The 19,798-nt window shown below is 69.2% G+C and carries 18 protein-coding genes; 14 read left to right on the top strand and 4 right to left on the bottom strand.

The features are described 5' to 3' along the window. Nucleotides 1–156: 156 nt before the first annotated feature. From JK363_RS36895 to JK363_RS36850, 10 genes are all read left to right on the top strand, one after another. On the top strand, nucleotides 157–465 hold the full coding sequence (locus JK363_RS36895) for a hypothetical protein (protein WP_201882277.1): 309 nt from the start codon (nucleotides 157–159) through the stop codon (nucleotides 463–465). Between the two features lie 96 nt (nucleotides 466–561). Continuing rightward, complete coding sequence (locus tag JK363_RS36890) at nucleotides 562–990, top strand: type II toxin-antitoxin system RatA family toxin (protein ID WP_201882276.1); 429 nt, start codon at nucleotides 562–564, stop codon at nucleotides 988–990. A 107-nt stretch (nucleotides 991–1,097) separates the two neighbouring features. Then, the gene (locus tag JK363_RS36885; RefSeq protein ID WP_236076427.1) at nucleotides 1,098–2,267 is read left to right on the top strand and encodes an aspartate aminotransferase family protein; all 1,170 of its coding nucleotides are present in this window, start codon (nucleotides 1,098–1,100) and stop codon (nucleotides 2,265–2,267) included. Nucleotides 2,268–2,305: 38 nt separating this feature from the next. After that, nucleotides 2,306–3,493 (top strand): SDR family oxidoreductase, encoded by a 1,188-nt coding sequence (locus JK363_RS36880; protein WP_201882272.1) that lies wholly within the window; start codon nucleotides 2,306–2,308, stop codon nucleotides 3,491–3,493. A 178-nt stretch (nucleotides 3,494–3,671) separates the two neighbouring features. Then, nucleotides 3,672–4,796, top strand: coding sequence for an acyl-CoA dehydrogenase family protein (locus tag JK363_RS36875; protein ID WP_201882268.1), 1,125 nt, complete (start codon nucleotides 3,672–3,674; stop codon nucleotides 4,794–4,796). Nucleotides 4,797–4,999: 203 nt separating this feature from the next. Further along, nucleotides 5,000–5,176: a hypothetical protein gene (locus JK363_RS36870; RefSeq protein WP_201882266.1), complete on the top strand. Its 177-nt coding sequence runs from the start codon at nucleotides 5,000–5,002 to the stop codon at nucleotides 5,174–5,176. Next, on the top strand, nucleotides 5,173–5,700 hold the full coding sequence (locus tag JK363_RS36865) for a flavin reductase family protein (RefSeq protein WP_201882264.1): 528 nt from the start codon (nucleotides 5,173–5,175) through the stop codon (nucleotides 5,698–5,700). The genes JK363_RS36870 and JK363_RS36865 overlap by 4 nt, the downstream gene beginning before the upstream one ends. A gap of 40 nt (nucleotides 5,701–5,740) precedes the next feature. Further along, nucleotides 5,741–6,046 carry an SDR family oxidoreductase gene (locus JK363_RS36860; RefSeq protein ID WP_201882263.1) on the top strand — a complete coding sequence of 102 codons (306 nt, stop codon included), beginning with the start codon at nucleotides 5,741–5,743 and terminating at the stop codon, nucleotides 6,044–6,046. Next, a complete protein-coding gene (locus tag JK363_RS36855) occupies nucleotides 6,043–6,717 on the top strand; it encodes a sterol desaturase family protein (protein WP_201882262.1) in 675 nt (224 codons plus the stop codon). Before JK363_RS36860 ends, JK363_RS36855 begins: the two co-directional genes overlap by 4 nt. A gap of 464 nt (nucleotides 6,718–7,181) precedes the next feature. Beyond that, a complete protein-coding gene (locus JK363_RS36850) occupies nucleotides 7,182–8,975 on the top strand; it encodes an acyl-CoA dehydrogenase family protein (RefSeq protein ID WP_201882260.1) in 1,794 nt (597 codons plus the stop codon). A gap of 187 nt (nucleotides 8,976–9,162) precedes the next feature. Here JK363_RS36850 and JK363_RS36845 read toward each other — a convergent pair whose 3' ends face one another. The 3 genes from JK363_RS36845 to JK363_RS36835 form a co-directional block, all read right to left on the bottom strand. Beyond that, nucleotides 9,163–9,345 carry a hypothetical protein gene (locus tag JK363_RS36845; protein ID WP_201882259.1) on the bottom strand — a complete coding sequence of 61 codons (183 nt, stop codon included), beginning with the start codon at nucleotides 9,343–9,345 and terminating at the stop codon, nucleotides 9,163–9,165. Next, on the bottom strand, nucleotides 9,342–9,950 hold the full coding sequence (locus JK363_RS36840; protein WP_236076426.1) for a hypothetical protein: 609 nt from the start codon (nucleotides 9,948–9,950) through the stop codon (nucleotides 9,342–9,344). Before JK363_RS36840 ends, JK363_RS36845 begins: the two co-directional genes overlap by 4 nt. 103 nt (nucleotides 9,951–10,053) lie before the next feature. Further along, a complete protein-coding gene (locus JK363_RS36835; protein WP_201882257.1) occupies nucleotides 10,054–11,259 on the bottom strand; it encodes a helix-turn-helix domain-containing protein in 1,206 nt (401 codons plus the stop codon). A gap of 427 nt (nucleotides 11,260–11,686) precedes the next feature. Between JK363_RS36835 and JK363_RS36830 the strand changes: the two genes are divergently transcribed. The 3 genes from JK363_RS36830 (at nucleotide 11,687) to JK363_RS36820 (ending at nucleotide 16,670) form a co-directional block, all read left to right on the top strand. Next, entirely contained in the window at nucleotides 11,687–13,591 is a 1,905-nt protein-coding gene (locus tag JK363_RS36830) for a protein-arginine deiminase domain-containing protein (protein WP_201882319.1), read from the top strand. A gap of 421 nt (nucleotides 13,592–14,012) precedes the next feature. Next, nucleotides 14,013–14,639, top strand: coding sequence for a helix-turn-helix transcriptional regulator (locus JK363_RS36825; RefSeq protein ID WP_201882256.1), 627 nt, complete (start codon nucleotides 14,013–14,015; stop codon nucleotides 14,637–14,639). A 177-nt stretch (nucleotides 14,640–14,816) separates the two neighbouring features. Next, complete coding sequence (locus tag JK363_RS36820) at nucleotides 14,817–16,670, top strand: sigma-70 family RNA polymerase sigma factor (protein WP_201882255.1); 1,854 nt, start codon at nucleotides 14,817–14,819, stop codon at nucleotides 16,668–16,670. Here JK363_RS36820 and JK363_RS44445 read toward each other — a convergent pair. Then, nucleotides 16,645–18,072: an AfsR/SARP family transcriptional regulator gene (locus JK363_RS44445; protein ID WP_201882253.1), complete on the bottom strand. Its 1,428-nt coding sequence runs from the start codon at nucleotides 18,070–18,072 to the stop codon at nucleotides 16,645–16,647. The two genes, JK363_RS36820 and JK363_RS44445, sit on opposite strands and share 26 nt — an antisense overlap. A gap of 616 nt (nucleotides 18,073–18,688) precedes the next feature. On the opposite strand from JK363_RS44445, the gene JK363_RS36810 reads away from it, so the two are divergent. Beyond that, on the top strand, nucleotides 18,689–19,081 hold the full coding sequence (locus tag JK363_RS36810; protein WP_201882250.1) for a hypothetical protein: 393 nt from the start codon (nucleotides 18,689–18,691) through the stop codon (nucleotides 19,079–19,081). Nucleotides 19,082–19,798 lie beyond the last annotated feature (717 nt).

The following is a 19,798-nucleotide window of genomic DNA, read 5'->3' as shown; positions in this document are numbered from 1 at the left end:
GGTGCGTGCCTGGTGAACTCCTGCCGCAAGCGGGCTGCTTCGTCGGGCACCCACGCGTGCTGACGGCAGGGCGGACCGACTGGTTCGCCCACCCGCGACCGGCCCTGGGCGCCTCCTTTGGGGGGAGGCGCCCAGGGCCTTGAACACGAGCGATCGATGGCGTTGCGGGGCCAGGGATTGTTCGCAGACGCCCTCTGCGGGCGCTTGTACAAGTCGCTGGATTCGTTGCCCGAACAACTGGCACTGCGCACCTACCGCGCTCACTACGCTGAGTCGGCGGCTTTGAGTTGCCCCGCCCTGATCCCCCAGGTCTGCTTGCACTACGACCCGTACACGCGCAAGAGCGGTAAGCAGGCCGGCACGCTGTATCGGCAGCGCATGGACTTCCTCCTCCTGGCCCCGGACCGCGCCTGTCAGCGTGTCAAACGCATGTCAGGTATGGGCATTGGCTGCCCTGATGAGTGACCGCGCATCTTAGGATGCGCATACCGATGGGCAGGGGTTCCAGTCTTTTCCAACCGTCTCGAATGCGTCCTCTGAAGTGTCCCGAAGGAGAAATTCATGGCCGTACTGAATGTGACCCGCAGGGGTGCCGGATCTACCGAGCGGGTGTGGAAGGTGCTTCTGGACTGTGAGACCTTCCCGACCTTCTTGGACGGCGTCAACGAGGTCACCGTCACCGGCGAGGAGGGCGGCGGCCGTCGCACCAGTAGCTGGGTTGTCGAGCTCAAGGGCTCGGAGATGGAGTGGGATCAGGAGGACATCATCGACGTCGAGCGGCTCCGCTGGGAGTTTCGTCAGACCGAAGGGGATCTCGCCCACTACGAGGGATATTGGCAAGTTCTCGAGGACACCGAGGGCGTGGCGCTCCACCTGAATGTGGAATTCGACATCGGGCTCCCCATGGTGGCTGAAATGATCCACCCCGCGGTGGAAAAGTCGTTGCGGGCCTACCAGCAGCAAATTCTCAGCAGCAGCCTGTACCTGTAGAGGAATGGCGAACTCCTGAAGGAGGAGGCATGGTGAGTGACCCTCGATCGACAGCTGCCAAAGAAACATTCAGGCGTGTCAAGCGCCATTTCTCGCCCGCACTCGCGATGGCAGGCAAATTCATGGGGCAGGGAGCCGTCGAGACGTCCGCCGCAGGAAGCCGTGTAACGCTTTCGGACGGCCGGTCGGTACTGGACTTCGGCTCTTACGCCGTCGCGCTGCTCGGCCACCGGAACCCCGCGATAGCCGACGCGGTACGTGCCCAGCTGGACGTGATGCCCACGTCGACCAGGTCCATCCAGAGCCCGGTCCCGCCGCTTGCCGCGGAGAGCCTCGCGGCATACCTCGGTGGCTCGCTCAGCCGTGTCTATTTCGGGTGCGGCGGGGCCGACGCCGTCGAGGCGTCCATCAAGCTGGCCCGGATGGCCACCAGCCGCGCGACCGTGATCGCGGTCGACGGTGCCTTCCACGGCAAGACCCTCGGAGCCCTCGCACTGACCGACAACCCGCGGTTGAAGAAGGGTCTGGATTGGCTGTTGCAGGGCGTCGTGCATGTCTCGCCGGACGATCCCGAGGCCGTCGCGCGTGTCGTGCGCGAACAGGAGGTCGCCGCCGTCGTCTTCGAGCCGCTCCAGGCCGAGAACGGGGCGCGGCCGCTGGACGAGCAGGTCCTGGCGCAGTGGTGCCGGGATGCTCACGAGCACGGCGCGTTCGTCATCTCCGATGAGATCCAGATCGGGCTGCGGCGGTGTGGTGCCCGTTCGGTGGCGCTGGAAGCGGGGCTGCCGGTGGACTGTGTGCTGCTCGGCAAGGCTCTGGGCGGTGGTGTCGTCCCGGTCTCGGCCGCGGTCGGCACCGATCAGCTCTTCGAGCCCCTGCTCGCCGACCCGATGATGCACTCCGCGACCTTCAGTGGTCACCCGCTGGGCACCGCAGTGATCCCCACGGCGCTGGACACGATCGAGAAGCACGCCGAGGACGGCGTCCGCATCGCCACTGCGATGGCCACAGGGCTGGCCACGATCCAGGAGCGGCACGGAGACGTCGTAGCGGAGACGCGCGGTCGCGGACTGCTGTGGGGCATCGACCTCCACTCGCCCGAGCTGGCCGGCGCCATGCTCACCGGACTCGCCGAACGCGGCCTGGTCGTCTCTCCTTGTATGACGCGGCCAACGACGATCCGGCTGCTGCCTCCCATCGTCGCGACCGACGAGGACGTCGATGAGGCTCTGGTCCTGCTGACCGAAGCGGCACAGGCCGCCGCCGTCGGCGCATAGCCGGAGCCGATGCCGGCGGGAAGGAACGTAGACAACTGATGACTTCGCCCACGCTTTCAAAGGTCACCGAGGAATTCGCCGACGACATCAGGCTGCACGAGGACATCACCGGCTTCGCACCACCGGATCCGCACACCGTATCCGACGTGTTCCTCACCGGCGCGACCGGTTTTCTCGGGGCGTTTGTGCTGCGGCAACTGCTGGCGCATGGCCTGACCGTGCACTGCCTGGTGCGGGCCCCAGGCGCCGACGCGGGCCGCAAACGGCTGGAGGAGAACCTGCGCAGGTACGAACTCCTCGACGACCTCGACCTGGACGCGGTGAGGGTGCTGACCGGAGATGTGACCCGGCCCCGACTCGGCATGCCTGAGGAGGTCTACACCGAGCTGGCCGGGCGGATCGGCGCCATCTACCACTCCGCGGCCAAGGTCAACTTCCTCACGATCTACAAGTGGCTTCGCAGGGCGACGGTCGACGCGACCCACGAGATACTCCGACTGGCCTGCGCGGCCGGGGCGACCTTGCATCATACGTCGACCACGGCCGTGTTCGAGCCGACAGCAGACCAGCCGCCGCGGGGGGAGCTCGACCCGACCGGGCCGCCGCAGGCACTGCAACTGGGATACGCCAAGAGCAAGTGGGTCGCCGAGCAACTCGTGCTGAAGGCGGGCCGCAGGGGCGTACCCGTGACGATCCACCGTCCCGGCCAGATGTGGGGCGACTCGCGGAGTGGAGCCTGCCAGGAGAACGACTTCGTCTGGCGGTTCATCAGGGGTTCCCTCCAGGCCGGTCTGTATCCACGCAGGTTCCGGCTGCCCATGAACATTGTGCCGGTCGACTACGTCAGTGCCGCGATCGTCGCACTTTCACGGAACCCGCGGGCGCTCGGCCGGATCTTCCACCAGGTCAGTCCCGATGTGCTGGGCCCTGAGGAGATCCTCCGCCTGCTGCGCAGTGCCGGGTACGAGCTGGCGGAGGTCAGCATCCTGAAGTGGATGAAGGCCATCGCGGCGGACGTCACCAACTCCATGTTTCCGCTGATGCGCGTCATAGCTGAATGGGAGAAGGTCGAGGTGGCGGAGTTCTCGGACGTGGCCACCCGGGAGTTCCTCATCGATGCCGGGCTTACCAGCCCGGACATCGACGAGGAGGTGTTCTCCACGTACGTGGGGTACTTCGTCCGCCATGGCATCCTGCCGGATCCCGCGACGGTCACCGGTGCCTGATACACCGCCGATATCGTCTCGTGCCCACGGCAGTGAGCGCACCTGCACGCGGCGCCTCAGCGGGGGTGACGCCGGAAGCCCTCGGTCACAGCCCCGGCGACATCGGCATTCTGCGGCCCTCGCCGACCGGGTGCGGCAGGTTTGGACGAGTCATAAAAGTATGGAGGGGAAGCCAGGTATGAGGTTCTTGCACCGTGAGCGCGCCGCGTTGGAGAACGTGCTGCCAGGGTTGGACCAGCAGCTGGCCGCGCATCCGCTCGCGGCCCTGGAGAGCCCCGATGGGCCGGCACTGGCCGCGTTCATCGAGGCGGGCGGGCCCGCGCTCCTGGTTCCCGCAGAGCACGGCGGACAAGGAGCCGACCTGCTCACCGCAACGCGCGTGCAGCGCGCTCTGGGCGCCCGCTCCCCTTCGCTGGCCGTGGCCACCACCATGCACCACTTCTCCGTCGGCGCCGTGGTCGAAGCCGCAGCGCACAGCAGTGGCATGGAATCGATGCTGCTGGCAGCGATCGCCCAGGACCGGCTGCTGCTTGCCTCGGGATTCGCTGAGGGCCGCACCGGTCAGGGCATCCTTGCTCCGCATCTCACCGCCCGGGTGGAGGGAGAGAAGGTGTGGCTGAGCGGGTCGAAGAAGCCGTGCAGCCTGGCCCGGTCGATGAATCTCCTCACCGCCTCGATCGCGCTGCCCGGCCCCGACGGGACGCCGCAGCTGGCCATCGCCCTGATCCCGGCCGACGCGCCCGGGATGAGCGTCCGCCCGTTCTGGAGCAGCCCGATCCTGGCCGGAGCCGAAAGCGACGAGGTGGTCCTGGAGAATGTGGAGGTGCCCGCCGACCTGGTGGTGCGCACCGAGGTCACCGACGACGGCCGACTGGACCACCTGCAGACAGTCGGCTTCGTCTGGTTCGAGTTGCTGATGACCGCCGGCTACCTGGGGGCGGCCTCCGCATTGGTGGAACGCACCTTGGCCAACGCCGAGGTGGAAGCGGCGATACGCGCCGAGTCCGCCACCGCCGTCGAGGGAGCCTTCCTCGCGGTCGAGGCCCTGGCCGCATCCACCGAGCCGATCGGGCAGGACACCCTCACCCAGGCGCTGATCTGCCGCTACGCCGCCCAGGACGCGATCAACCGAGTGTCGGCTGCCACGGTGGAGGCCCTGGGGGGAATGGCCTTTATCTCCTCCGGTGATATTGCCTACCTCAACTCCGCCTGCCGTGCGCTGGCCTTTCACCCGCCCTCGCGCCACCGCATGGCTGCCCGGCTGGTGGAGACTCTGGCCGGCGAGCCGCTGCGCATTCTCTGACTCCGACCGCCGCTTCGGGTGCGGGCGGCGAACGTCTTCGCGCCCGACCATCCTCCTTCACTGCCGGTCCGCCGATATCCGCCCGGCAACCAAACGGCTGGGTCCCCCCTGTCACACCATGCGCCGCATCGCCCCGGGCGAGCGCCCGCCCGAAGCCCTGACCCCCGTACGCACAACGCCGCCCACCTGTGAGGTGCTCTGACGTGTCTTCTGCTACCGCCATCCCGCTCACCAGCGCCGACGGGCTTCTCCCGGGGAACCCGACCGAGCACCGCCCGGGCCTGGCCCCGTTCAGAACCAGGCTGGTGGCAGCCGGGCACCTCCCCTACGGCGACAACGCGCTCGCCCCCGCCCCGGTCGACGGCGGTGGTCAGCCGTGAGCCATCCGAGGGCCCTGCACGCCCCTGCCCAGGCCGTGACGTCAGAGGCGTTCCGCGACGTGTTCGCCCAACTGCCCACCGGCGTCACCATTGTGACGTCCAGTTGCCCGGACGGCACCAGCCCCTGCGGGATGACCACAAGTGCCGTGTGCTCGCTCTCTCTTCATCCACTGATGGTGTTGGTCTGCCTCAGCAACCGCAGCCGCACCCTGGCCGGAATCCGGTTCAACGGCGCCTTCGCACTCAACCTGCTGCGCCACGACCAAGCCCCCCTGGCAGAGCGGTTCGCCGACGCCGCGATCAGCCAAAGCGACCGTTTCGCCCGCACCCGCCACCACCAGACCGACGCCCTGCCCGTGCTGAGCAACGCGCTGGCCTGGCTGACCTGCCAGGTCGCCCATATGCATCCGGGCGGCGATCACACCATCGTCACCGCCACGGTGCGCAGCGTCGGCAGTGGGGACAGCCGCAGCGGCAGCCCGCCGCTGGTCTGGCACAACCGTAAGTTCACGGCACTCACCTGACGTCGTTGCCCACCGAAACTCCCACGCAGCAGGAGGACCAGTGCGCAGAAACCTCAACAACACGGTCGTGGCCGCCGCCGGCGGCTGCCGCGGCAGTGGCCGGACGACCGCCGAGCAGCTCATCGATACTGGCGCGGAGGTCGCCATCGCAGCCCCCGACTACGACGTTGCCCTCATGGTCGGCGCCGAGATCAGCACCCATGCCCACCCCCTCGATGTCACCGACCCGGCCGGCAAGAGCTGTTCCCCCACGACCGACCAGCTGCTGCACACCACCGGCTTCCGGGCCCGCACGGGCTACGAGACGCTGGTGAAGGTCCCTGCGGCGGTAGGAGCCAGCGCATGACCTCCTCGACACCCGCACCCAAGACCAACAAGGGCGCCATTCACCGTGGCAAAGCACCGGCCGTCGTCGGCTGGTCGTGGCTGGACAACCTCATCCACGTGCACCCCGTGATCACCGTGGCCATGTACACCCCGGTCATCATCACCTGCGTCTGGTTCGCGGTCGAAGGAGAACAGGCCAACAGCTGGGCGCTGCTTGGATGGGCGGCGGCCGGATACGTCACCTGGACTCTGTCCGAGTACTGGGGCCACCGCGTCGTGCTGCATTACGAGCCCGAGAAGGGATTCGGCGCTCGGCTCCACTACATCCTCCACGGCATCCACCATGACTACCCGCAAGACGTACGTCGCTCCCTTTTGAGCCCGCTGCTGAGCGTCCCGATGGTGGCCGGCACCATCTACATGGCCTCCGGACTGGGCTCGCTGCCCTTGACATTCGGCGCCGGGTACGCCTTCGGCTACCTCACCTACGACCTGTTCCACCTCTATCTGCACCATGCCACCCCGAAGAACCGGCTGATGCGCCATCTGCGCTCGCTGCATATGCGCCATCACTTCCGCGATGACACCTCTGGATTCGGGATCTCAGCGCCCTACTGGGACGAGCTGTTCGGCACCTCCGTCGCCCGCCCATCCCGCAGCACCACGCGGTCAGGACGCCAGACCGCCTGAGTACCAACAGCCCGGGCTCAGAGAGGCTCGGGCCATCAAGGCGGCGTGGGCGCCCACCCGGCGAGGCGTCCGGCTCGGCTGGGGGTCCACTCGTGGGCGGCGCTGCGGTCGAGCCGCACCGCGCAACCCGCCCATCCGGAAACCTCGGTCGCGCTCAAGGCATCTCGAGGTCGCCGATCGACTCGCTTCCCTGACCGAGGAAGTGGGCGTCATGGAACTCTCGGCAACCAGGTGCTCTTCCGGGGCGCCCAGCGGACCGCGTCAAGAACCCCTGCGGCGCGCCGGGGCGCCCCGGAGGCACAGCGGCCGTTCGCTGGCTCGCCCGAACCGAAGGGGTGGATCTCCGGTACCACGGTTGGGGGAGCTCCTGCCCGCCCTCGACGCCGTCACTCCGTTCCGGGACGCCCCGTCGGCCGCTGACCGCCCTGCCTGTCCGGTCAGCACCCCTTCCATAGGAGTTCACCATGTCCAAATCGACCATGACGGCCCTGGCAGTGCGGCTGGAGCAGTACCTGGGCGATCCGCACGACCCGGCCAGCCGCGTGCCCTTCGCCCAGGTCCTGGACCACGACGAACGCGGAAGGTACCCATACGAGTTCCTCAGCCTGCTTCGGCGCTGGGGCGTCCCTGCATACAGCCTGCCCGCTGAGCAGGGCGGCAAGGCGGGCAACGTGGAGACCTCGATCTGTCTGATGCGGCTCGTGGCGCGCCGGGACCCGTCGACCGCGATCGGCCTCTCCCTCACCAGCCTCGGATTCATGCCGGCGTGGATCCTCGGCACCGAGCAGCAGAAGTGCTCGCTGATCGCGGACATCACATGCGGCGGCGCAGTGTCCTGGGGCCTTTCTGAGCGCGCTCACGGGAGCGACTTGGTGGCCAACGAGGTGGTGGCAGAGAAGGTGGAAGGCGGTTATGCGCTCACCGGTGAGAAGTGGCCGATCGGCAACGCGACGGTCGCCGACAAGATCATAGTCTTCGCCCGCACCGCCCGGCACGGAGGTCCGGCCGCCTACTCGCTCTTCATCCTGGACAAGTGGCAGACCGGGGCAGACACCATCGAGGACATGCCCTGCGAAAACCTGTATGGCGTGCGCGCGGCGAACCTCAGCGGTATCCGGATGAACAAGGCCTTCGTGCCGGAGTCTGCGCTGATCGGAGGTGAGGGCCAGGGCCTGGAAATCGCCATCAAGACCAGCCTGACGGCGCGTGTGGTGCTCCTCCATCTGGCTCTGTCGGCCGTCGACACCAGCCTCCGGCTCGCCATGGACTTCGCCGAACGCCGGGTCCTGCTGGGTGACACGATCATCGATGTCCCCTACACCCGGCGCCAGTTGGCGGAGGCGTTCGCCGACCTGATGGTGGCCGACGCGATGGTCCTCGGGGCCGCACGTAGCCTTCAGGTGGTGCCGGAGCAGGTCAGCGTCTGGTCATCAGTGGCCAAGTATCTGGTGCCCACGCTGCTGCAGAAGACAATGGCACAGCTGACCGTGGTCCTCGGGGCGCGTACCTTCATGCGGGACCACCCGCACTATGGCATGCATCAGAAGATGCTGCGCGACATCCTGTTGACCGACGTCACCGACGGGAACACGGTGGTGAACCTGCGCAACCTCGGCCATCAGCTGGGCCGTCTGCTGGACAGGGCCAACGCGTCGGAGGCGGCCACACGCGAGGCCGCCGCCGAACGCGCCGCCACGCTCTTCGGCATGGACCGCGAGCTCCCAGTGTTCGAGCCGGTGAAGCAGGAGCTGTTCAGCCGCGGCTCGGACGACGCTGTGCTGGCCGCGCCCGCAGGGCTGCGGCGCCTGCGCGCCCTGGCCGAGAAAGCCACGGGCACCGAGCGCGACCGGCTGTGTTGTGCGGCGGACCTCGCCGAGGAACTGCTCACCAGGGTCAGTCCCATGAACAAGAGGGCGATCACCCTCACATCCGCGCTCGGCAAGGACTACACGCAGTCGTCCGAGCTCTTCGAACTGACCAAGGAGTACTGCCTGCTGCACGCCGCCGCGGCTTGCGTGCTCACCTTCGTTCACTCGTACGACGTCATGGACCATCCACTGCCGAGTGGGGCGTTACTGCTCCTCCAGCTGGAACGGCTGCGCAGGCAGCTGTACCCGCACGAACTCATCGCGGATGAGGCTGTGGTCGACGCGGTGATGCAGGTGCTGCGCCGTCTCCACGGCGACAACCGGCTGTTTTCACACTGGCAGTTCCCACTCGCCGAACGCGTCCACGACGAAACAGCCGCCCGTCTCTGAACATCACGACGCGCGCCGGCCGCCATCAAGGCCGGCAACGGCGGACCCAAGACCTTCGACCACTTCGCCACCCGCGCCGACATGGGCGCCGGTCCCGCACCGGGAATCGCACCGAGGACAGCCCTGGCACGGACGGCGCGGACGGCGTACAGTCCAGCCCGCGCGGCACGGGATGTGCGGCGGTGGCTCATCCGGCATCACCCGACCGGGCCTGCCGCGTGGCCTCCTCGTAGCGGCGGACCAGCTGGTCGCCCCGCTCGCATCCCGCGAGAATCCGGCACGAGGGGCAGGCCGCGACGTGGCCGATGGCTGCCCGCCACGCCTGATCCGCGGCATCACCCTCATGCTGCTCGTTCGCCGTCGCCGTCACGTCCCGGCCCCCTCGCGGCCGCGCCGCACGGCGTCGATCAGCGTCTCCGCCTCGATGACCGGGAGGCTGCGGGCGTGCGAGGGGCAGGCGTAGATGATCCCGCCGCCGAGGTTGCCCCCGTGTTCCCCGCCGACGATGACCGGCTCATCGGTCGGCAGCTGACAGCGAAAGCACAGCTGCCTCCCCTCGGACCGGGGGCCGAGCTCGGCATGGTCGGCGGCCGCGAGGGCCTCCCACAGACGCTCGGCTTCAGTGAGGTACCGGCCGGGCGCGAGCGGTACACGCCAGTGGGTACGGGCCTTGGTGGTGGGCTCGGTCCAGGTGATCGGCGGTACGCCGAGGTAGTTGCTCTCCCTGCTCCGCTCGGTGAGCACGCGGACTTGGCGCAGGTGCCAGCTACCGCGGGCGGAGCCTTTCGCGATGAGCCAGTACAGGGTGCCGTACGTGTCCTGGATGACGGCGCCGCACGCGTCTCCGAGCAGGGCCAGGGCGCGTTCGCCTACGGGCTGATGGGCTCGTACAGCGTCCCAGTGTTTCCCCACTTGTAACGGCTCGACATCCGTAGCGAACGGCGGCGGCTTCCACGGCAGGGCTTTGGGCGTCATGGTCGGCTCCATGCAACGGTCTGTGTGCTGACCGTCACATCGTGCCGAGCTGTCGGGGTGTCAGTGTTCCCCGATAGGGAACAATGGCACCCCTCGCCCGCTGCTACATGCCGACCCACGCGGCGAGCGACGACAAGGACTCAGGCGCCCGTCGCTGCCGACGTACCAGGGCGCCGATCGTCTCCCGCATCAGAGGGTGATACCGAGCCTGCTGCGGAGCCACCCGGCGCGCCCGGGCCAGGAACCGTTCGGCAGGTTCCGCCCTGCCCATCTGCGCGTAGGCTCGGGCCATCTCGATGTAGTACCGGCCGACCCGCATCCGTGGGTGAGTCTCCGGGAAGTGCAGCTTCTTCGACAGCTTCACCGCCTCGCCGAGCTCGCCGAGTTCCACATTGGTCGCGACATCGAAGTGCCGCACGTTCGTCAGCCCGAACGAGGACCAGTACACCTCCGGCACATCCCGGCCGATCTTCTCGGCCGTCTCCCGCGCGAGGCCCATGTACCCACTGACCGCGTCAGCGTCCTTGGCCTGTGCGGCCGCGATGGCCGACGCCAAGTGCAGACTGCCGCTCACGGCCAGGGCATCCACGCCTTCCGGCCGCTCGACCTGATCGATCAGGTCGTGGCCGCGCGCGATAACCCGCAACGACATCTGGTTATTCCCACGCCGGAGCAGCATGCTGGAGCGCTTGTTCAACCGGATGGCGAGCAGCAGCGGGTCCTGGGCCTGCTCGGCCATCCAGCCCATGCGCTCCAGTGCGATAGACGCCAGATCGTGGTAGCCGACCCGATAGGTGAACTCATAGGCGACCCAGTAGCACCAGCTCAGCGACGAGGCTGCGAGCCGGTACTCCTCACTCGGGGGCAGGAGGCTGACCATCGTGGTGAGCTCGCCGAGGAGGCCAGGCAGTTTCGAACCGATGTCCTTGTACTCCGTGGCGGAGGCCCCAGCGCACAGCGCCTTGACGTCGTCCTCGACTTGGCCGATGAGCCGGGGGGTGATGTGGGGGTCCGGCCCGAGGTCGTACAGGTCGAGAGCCTCGGACAGCGGGGAGATGAGACGGTCGAGGTGGTCTTGTTGGAGCTCCGAGATGTACGGCTGGCCGTTGAGCACGGCGACGTCGACCTGGAGGACTCGGGCGACGGCAGCCACGACCGAGGGTGTGGCCGGCGCCAGGCCCCGCTCGACCTTGGCGATGGTGCTGCGGGCGAGGAACGCGCGCTGAGCGAGAGCGGTCTGGGTGAGCTGGCGCAGTTTCCGGTAGTCCGCGATTCGAGCGCCGGTGTGTTCCTCAATGCTCTGCGGCATGCTGCACTCCATTCTGACCTAGACACTCAGAACGGTACCCGCGGTCGGCTCCGCAGGTACGCCTGATCGGCCCCCGCCTCGGTGGGGGCCGTCGTGCTTTCGGGAGCAGCTGCTCGCCCGGCTCTTCGACGGGCCGGACCCGGTGGAGCCCGGCCTGACCTCGGTCCGCGGCGGCGTCCTGAGCCGGATGGGCAGCCGCCCGCGGAGGTCGACGACTTCGGCGGCGCCGCCCGCAAGCCCTGACCGCCGCACCCGCCCGTTCTCGCCGTCAGTTTCCTTCCGCCGCTTTCCTCCCGTTGCGTCAACCTGCCGGCCCCCGTGGCCCTCTTGCTCTTCGACGGCCCTCGCACACCTGACCGGAGGGCCGGGAACAAGGAGGGGAACTGTGCGTACGCACCGATGGAGAAACATCGCGCTGGCGACCGGGATGGCCGGGGTCCTCGCGTCCACGGGCGCCACCGCCGTCGCCGCAACCGGCACCTCGGCCACACCCCAGGTGCCCGACCTGCGCGCCGATGTGAACCGGGACGGCTCCATCGAGGGCGCCACCGACACGGACGGGGAGAACACCTGGACCAACCGGCGGGGCGCGATCGTGCTGCCGAACGTCGACGACGACGCCAAGCGCTGCCCGGTCAAGGACGCACAGGGCAGGCCGCTTTCGGACGCCAAGCTGGCCCGGTGCAACGACGCGTCGGACGCCAAGGTCAACGGCGCGCGCGACGCCGCCGACCTGGCCCGGCTCAAGACCGTGCCGCTGCCCCAGACCCCGGCGGGCAGCCACGGCACCGTAAAGACGGTCGGCACCGGCGCCAAGAAGTCCCACCTCTTCATCAAGCGCGAGGGCCGCTGGTCCCTGCTGCGGCCCGCCGACCGGCTGACAACGAAGGAGCTGCGCTCCGGCGTCGAGCTGGGCATCGAGGCGACCGACGTGGTGCGCGACGCGCGGAAGTGGAACGGAGAGGTGAAGGTTCGCTTCACGGTCACCGGCAGCGGCACGTCCCGCTCCGACGACGTCGTGTTGCGCACCGCCCCGGTGCTCACCCACCACCACCTCCAGCGGGCCGAGGAACTCCTCGTCACCAAGGTGTCCGGCGGCGGCGCCTACGGCCGCGCCCAGCGAAAGTTCGTCAAGGACTTGGCCGAGCAGGCGAAGGACGCCGGGATCAGCAAGCCCCTGACCACCTTCACCAAGTACGACGACGTCTGGGCGCAGGACTTCGTCGAGCCCGCGTACGCGAGCATGCCGGGTCCGGGCGGCAAGCAGCGCGTGATGCGCGTCCTCATCCGCTCCGCACAGCCCGACCGGGACGCCGGGCGCGAGCTGTTCGAGAGGCTGCGCGGTCCGGACGTGGGCGTGGTCCAGGTCAGCGGGGTGCGCGACAACGAGGAGTGGACGCTCAACTCCATGGGCAACCTGGAGACCATCCCGCCGTACACCCTGGGCGGCACGAGCTACCCCGCCGGACGCATCATCCAGGGCTACCGCGCCGACACCGGCTCCAAGCCCGCCAAGGCGATGCGTACGTTCCTGTCCTCCCAGGGCGCGCAGGCGCCGCTGCTGCTCGACACGTCCTGGCTCTCGGTCGGGCACGTGGACGAGTTCATCCAGTTCCTGCCTGCGGACACCGAGCGCGGCTGGCGGATAGGCGTCGCCGACCCGGCGGCCGGCGTGGAGCTGCTGCGCAAGGCCAAGCGGGACGGCCACGGCGGCGAGAAGATGTTCTCCGTGCCGCGCTCGGCCGACATCCCGGCGCCCAAGGAGACCATCGACCAGGTCCTCGCCAAGCCCAAGTTCCACGCGGACAACAAGCTGGCGGCCGACCGCATCAAGGCGAACCTGGACATCCTCAAGCGCGAGACCGGCATCACCGACGCGGAGATCGTCAAGGTCCCCGGCCTGTACACGCGCGACGGGGACGAGCGTGGCAACCTCAGCGGCAGCCGCAAGCTGCGGCGCATGGGCCCCGACACGCTGCGCCAGTACAGCCAGCTCGGCGGTGACCACAGCCGTACCGACGGCCGTGCCGAACGCGGTGCCGACGGCCGCGCCACACGGCAGGCTGCCGCCTCACAGAACAGCGCCTATATCCCCGGTGCGGTCAACGGCGTCCTGCTCAGCCCGACACGCTACCTCGCGCCCCAGCAGTGGGGCCCGGTCATCGGCGGCCGGGACATCTTCACCGAGTCCGTGAACTCCGTGTACGCGAAGGCGGGCTTCACCACGTCCTACGTCGACGACTGGTACACCTATCACATCGGCATGGGCGAGGTGCACTGCGGCACCAACACACTGCGTGACGCCACCGCGCCGTGGTGGCCCACGGCGTAGGGCCTTGCCCCGAGGGACCGGCGCGCCGCCATGGGCGCCGGGGCCCCGCTCATGCGGTCGGACTCTTCCGGGGGGCCAGAGCCTCGCACGTAACGGTCAAGAAGGCGGCTGCTCGTGAACTCGTTGTGCGCGATGGGGCACCGCGGCCCCGGGGCGGTTTGCCGTGTGCCTGCGGGGTGAGAGGCTCGGTAAAACGGAGCTCGTACCGGCACCGTCGTTCGCGGGCGGCCGCCCGGACCGGCTCGGCGCCGTCTGCGCTTCCCAGGGGCCGTTACCTGCGGGATCAGGCGCCGATATGGGGGAGGGCGGTGTGACAACCATGCGTTAAGTCCATGTTCAGCGGACGCCCAGCGCGACGAGGATGCTTGCCCTCCGAGACGCCGAATGACCGACGGTGTCCTGTGCCTGCCGAGGAGCATGGATGGACCGCATACCCGTGTGTATCCGCGCGGACGATCCGATCTCACAGCTGGGGGTGACCGCGGAGCTCAGACCGCGGCCGGAGGTGCGGGTGCTCGGATCCGACGAGATGGACGAGGCGAGAGTCGCCGTAGTCGTCGCCGGTGCCGTGACCGAGGAAACCCCGCAGGTCCTGAGGTCGGTCGCTGCCCGGATGAGCGAGGCCCGACTGGTGCTGGTCACCCCGGAGATCGACGAGTCCGACCTGGTGCCGGTGGTGGAGGCGGGGGTGATGGGGGTGGTCCGCCGCAGGGATGCCACACCGGAACGCCTGGTGACGGTGGTGCGGTCGGCCGCTGCGGGGGAGGGAGCCGTGCCTCCGGATCTGCTGGGCCGGCTGCTCGATCAGGTCGGCCAGGTACAGCGTCATGTGCTGGGGCCACGCGGCCTGAACTTCAACAACCTTACGGAGCGGGAGGTCCAGGTGCTGCGGCTGGCCGCCGAGGGGTTCGACACCGATGAGATAGCGGCCGCGGTCGCCTACTCCGCACGGACGGTGAAGCAGGTCCTCCACGACTTCCAGAATCGCTTTCAACTCCGCAACCGATGCCATGCCGTGGCGTACGCCATGCGCAACGGCCTGATCTGAGGAGGACGTTCCCTCATCGGGCGGCGGACGTTGCCCCATGGGGCGGATTTCGCGGAACACGAGGGAACTTCGCTGAGCCGTGCCTCTAGTGTTTCTCGGAGAACGCTTCCCGCTGCTGGGATCCGTACGTGAAGCGGCTGGGAGGTGTGTCCGGTCGGGTACGGAGGATGTGTGGCGATGGCGGGGAAGTTGGGGCAGGGCCGGGAGCCGGGGGACTCCGCGGGGTCCGGGTCCGGCGCATGGGTCGAGCAGTGCGACGCGGAACTCATAGTGCGCGCCCGGGAAGGTGACGACAGTGCCTTCGGTGTGCTCTACGAGCGTCATGTGGAGTCGGCTCGTCGGTTGGCCGGGGTGTATGCGTCAAGTCCGGCGGATGCGGAGGAGATTGCGTCCGAGGGTTTTACTCAGGTGCTGAGTGCGGTGCGTGCCGGTGGGGGGCCGCGGGAGGCGTTTCGACCGTATGTGCTGACGACGGTGCGTCGAATCGCGGTCAGGAGGGCGGCGAGGGCGAAGCGGGATGTGCCCACGCCAGAGCTGGAGGACTATGCGCCTTGGGTGCCGTTTGAGGATCCGGTTCTGGCGGATCTGGAGGCGTCGTTGGTTGCGCGGGCGTTTGCGGCATTGCCCGAGCGTTGGCAGGAGGTGTTGTGGCATACGGCGGTGGAGGGAGAGAGTCCGGCTCAGGTGGCGGTGCATCTCGGCTTATCGGCCAATGGGGTTGCCGCGCTGGCGGTGCGTGCCCGTGAGGGGCTGCGTAAGGAGTATCTGCAGGCGCATTTGTCGGCGGAGAAGATGGAGCAGGAGTGCCGTAGGTGTGCTGTGAAGCTGGCCGCCTATGTCCGTGGGTCGCTCGGGGGACGGGCTCGGGTCCGTGTGGAGGCTCATCTCGCGGAGTGTGACAGTTGCGCGCTGTTGCTGCCGGAGCTGCGGGAGATCTCTGGTCGTCTGCGCGGCATTCTGGCTCCGCTGGTCTTGGGACCGCTCTTCGCGGGGTACTTCGGCTCGCTGGCCGACGGATCACCGAACGAGACGGACGACGAGGCGGGGGAGCCGGCCGGTCCGGACGACGACGCCGGACTCGGCCGCGGGGCGGCGGGCGGCAAGGCATCTTCGCAGGCCGCCATGGCAGTGACCTCGCTGGCCGCCGTCGTTGGCGCGCTGGTGGTGGCGGGCACGCTCCTCCTGCCCGCGGACTCCACCTCACGTCCCCGCACCGCGGGCCCCGCCACCGGGCGCGGTTCAACCCCGGCGCCCACCACCGAGCCCGAGGCGCCCGGGCCCACCGCATCCGGCCCGATACCGCCCTTGCCGAAGGAGTCCCGGCGGCTGGGCGATCACCACAGGGCCGGTCCGGGTCCGCAGCCGGCTCCGGACACGTCCGCGGACCGCCTCCCCGGCGGGCCGTCCGACGCCCCGTCCGACGCCCCGTCCGACGCCCCGTCCGACGCCCCGTCCGACACCCCGTCCGACACCCCGTCCAACGGCCCGTCCGACACCCCGCCCAACGGCCCCGGCCCTGTTCCGGACCCCCAGCTGAGCGACGGCGCCTTCGAGTCGCCATCCGTCGGTGACCAGCCCCATATCCCCTACCGGGATGGCCAGTTCATCGGCGGATGGCGGGTCGAGAACTCGGTGAATCTCACTGGCTCCAAGGGATGGCAGCCGGCGACCGGTACGCAGTCACTCGACATGAACGGCGATCAGCCCGGGTCCACGGCTGGAGCGATCAGCCAGGGCTTGGCCACCGAGCCCGGTGCGCAGTACACGGTGAGCTTCTACCTTGCCGGAAATCCCAGCTGCGGGACCGTCGTGAGATCGCTGACCGTCCAGGTCGCCGGCGTCTCGAAGCACTTCTCCTTCGACACCGCCGGGCATTCTTCCTCCGCGATGGGATGGCGGCGCGAGACCGTACGCTTCACCGCGACCGGTGGCCGGACCACCCTGCGCCTGGCCAGTACCAGCGACCCGAGCAGCCCCTGCGGGCCGACCGTTGACGATGTCAAGGTCACTGCCCGTAAGCCGGGACACTGAGCCGTCCGGGCGCGTGGCCGCCGGGTCCCTCACCTCGTCCCGGCCGGGGATGCGGGATCGGCGCGGTGTCTCGGGCGACGCCGGCAGCCGGTTCATGGGCGTCGAGGCCGAGGGAGGCGAGCGTGGCGATGTACCGCCGTCGGGCCCGCTCGGCGGCGGCGGGTGCACCGATCCGGTGGTAGGACCGCAGCAGCAGGTGCCACCCCATGTCGTGGAAGCGGTCGATGGCGAGACACTTCTGGGCCGCGGCCACGGCTTCCTGCGGGTTGCCGGCCTGGAGTTCGGCGGCGGCGAGTTCCGCGGCGGCGTCGGCCGCCTGGCGCCGGTAGATCTCGCGGTCCTGCTGCAGCCATTCGGCGGGGCCGTCCTCGGGTAGCAGTTCGCCGTGGTACTGGGCGAGCGCGTCCCGCAGGCCCTGTACCGCCGAGGCGGTGTCCCCGGTGGCCTTCGCATGCCTACCCCGGGTCAGCGCGGCCTGGAAGGCGAGTGTGTCGAGGTAGGTGTCGGACGGCAGGCTGAGCAGGTACGCGTCACCGACGCGGACCACCAGTCGTGGTTTGCCGCGATCCCGGTCGGGTTCCAGGAGATTGCGCAGGCTGGAGACGGCCACTTGCAGATTGGCCGTGGCCGACTTGGGGGGCATGTCCGGCCAGAGAGCCTCGAAGAGAGCCTCCCGGTGCACGGGGCGGCCCGCACGCATGGTGAGTAGCCTCATGGCGGCGCGGGCGCGGGGACGGACCTTCGTCCAGTCGATCACCAAGTCACCTACGGTCATCCGGAATCCGCCGAAGCACCTGATCGCCACCCGGGGGTGCCGGTCTTCGGTGTGTGTGGGGGCCGAGAGCGGATGCCATCGGCCGACCGGGCCGACCGGGCCGACCGGGCTGATCGGTACGACCGGGCTGATCGGTACGGCGGCCGGCGGTGCGCCGGCGGAGCCCGGCGAGGCGGCGCACCGTGTACTACGGCGCCGCTCGCCGTCGGCGCGGTGGACCACGAGTGGCGTGCCGGCATCCACGGCGTTCGAGGGGTGCCCGCTCCGCACGGCACCGGGCTCGAGGTCCGGCGGTCCCTCACCGGCATCGAGCAGCGCGAGGAGTTCCCGGGCCCAGGAGTGGATCAGGTGGGCATCCGTCGCGTGACGGCACCAGGCCGACGCGGTCAGGTGCTGGCCGCAGCCGTCACAGGAGAGGTCGGCCAGGGAAGACGCTAAGCGGGAGAGCGCCTGGCCGGTGTCCTCGTCGCCGCCGTCCGCGTCGTGGATCAGGCGGAGGGCGATCCGCAGCAACCGCAGCCCGACGTCAGCCTTGGACAGATCGTCCCTCTTTGGGCCGGTGGCGCAGTGGCCGCCTGCGTCATCGGTGAGATGGCCCCTGGGTAAGGGCGCGTCAGGCTGTCGCACGTCGGCATCCCTCTCCTTTCCCGGCTGTGCTTCACCATTCGTGTCCACACCTACACAGAGACATCCGGTGCGGCGCTATGACGGGAGAACTCCAAGATTTTTTCCGGTGCCGCCGCAGGAACCCGCTCACCGGCACCGGTGCGGCCGGAGGTGCCGCCGTACGGCGACTGCGGCAACGCGCCCATCCGGTGACGTGAGCCGGCGGGCGCCCTTTCGTGCGGCTCAACCACCCCAAAATCCGCCCCGGTTGCGGCTGCGGAAGCGCGGCCCGGACGCCGACCATGTGACGGCGGTCGATGCGGCCGGTGACCGCGGAGGAGATGCGACGGCTTCTCCTTCGCGCCCGCCGACGCGCCCGCCATAGTCCGCCCGGCGCGGCCGGTTCCTGAATGGTGGGCGGGAGGAGACCGGTCCGCCGGGCGGCGCCGGTCACTCGGCGGAGCACTCGCTGACGTTCCCCCGACCCCGGGCACGGAACTGGACGCGAACACGTCGGCGGTTCCGTCGCTGTCGCACCCATCGGCTGCGGGAGAACGACACCCATCCACCGTGGGTGAACGACCAACCGGTCCGCACATCGGTCCTGCGCGACGGAGACGGTGAGGAGCCACTACCCATGCACACCGAGACATACAGACCACCCGCTCTGCCGACCGTCGGGGGCTGCGAGTTACAGGCCGCAGGCGTCGACTGGGACGCGATCCGCGTGCCCCGCAGGATCGGTGTCCGCGCACTTGCGGTCCTGGGGCCCCGCAGCGGTGCCGTGATCGAGGACCCGTGCGAGCCCGTCTTCTACTGGTTCGTCCGCGAGGGGGCGACAACCGGGTGGGACGTCCCGGAGACCCGGCTGCTCGGCGTGAGGCAGCACCTCGTCGTCCCGCCGCAGCATCGCGTCGAAGGGCCGGGGCCGCACTGGCGGATTCGGCCCGTCGACGGCCGGCTGATCACCGACGTCCGGGCGCTGCGTACGGCCATCGAGGTCGCGGCAGCACCGTTCCGAGTTCCTTGATCTATGGGGTCTTTGAGGCGAGACGGCTCGACCGTTGCCCCACTGGATCCGAGCGGTTCGCCACCGACACGCCGGGAGTCCGCCACGGCCGTACGACGCACGGCCACGGGCACCCGGCTCCAGACGCCGTCCCTTCCTTTCCCCTAGTGGGACGGCATGGTCCGCCCTTCGCCCGCGGGCGGGCCTCTCCGCCGTCCCGTCCCTCTTCGGTGCTACTGCCAACCGCAGCGGGGCGGGGCGGCCACCGGCATCAACGACCAGGAAATGTGGCGGGTCGAGCAGCGGCTCGTGCGTTGACAACACCGCGGCCCAGAGCTTCTGGGCCGTACTCAAGGAAGAGATCGGCACCCAAAGCAGGACCCAGCCCGACAACAGCGCGCTGCCCGAGGGCTACGGCCCCACCGCGGCCGAACCCCTCACACCACTCCTCGAAGGGTCCAGCCCGGACGGGCGGTGCGCTACCGCAACGCCGCCAGCGCCGTCCGCAAACCCGGCAAGACCACCCGCGCCCTGTACAACCTGAAACCCGTCATCCCTTGTCCGGCACTGCCGTCGACGACTGGTGGATCCGCCAAGTCCACCAAAGCGGCCTCACCATCCAGACCGGCGGCCCTCGGGGTTCTCCAGGCGCTGGACGAAGCCCTCGATGGCGCGGCGGACCCGACGAGAGATCTTGGGCGCCTCGGAACGGGTGCGCAGGCCCTCGATACCCTCGGC

This window comes from Streptomyces coffeae (genome assembly GCF_016741875.1).
GTDB classification, from domain to species: domain Bacteria; phylum Actinomycetota; class Actinomycetes; order Streptomycetales; family Streptomycetaceae; genus Streptomyces; species Streptomyces coffeae.
The sequence above is the reverse complement of the archived record's forward strand: the minus strand, read 5'-3'. Positions and strand labels throughout refer to the sequence as shown.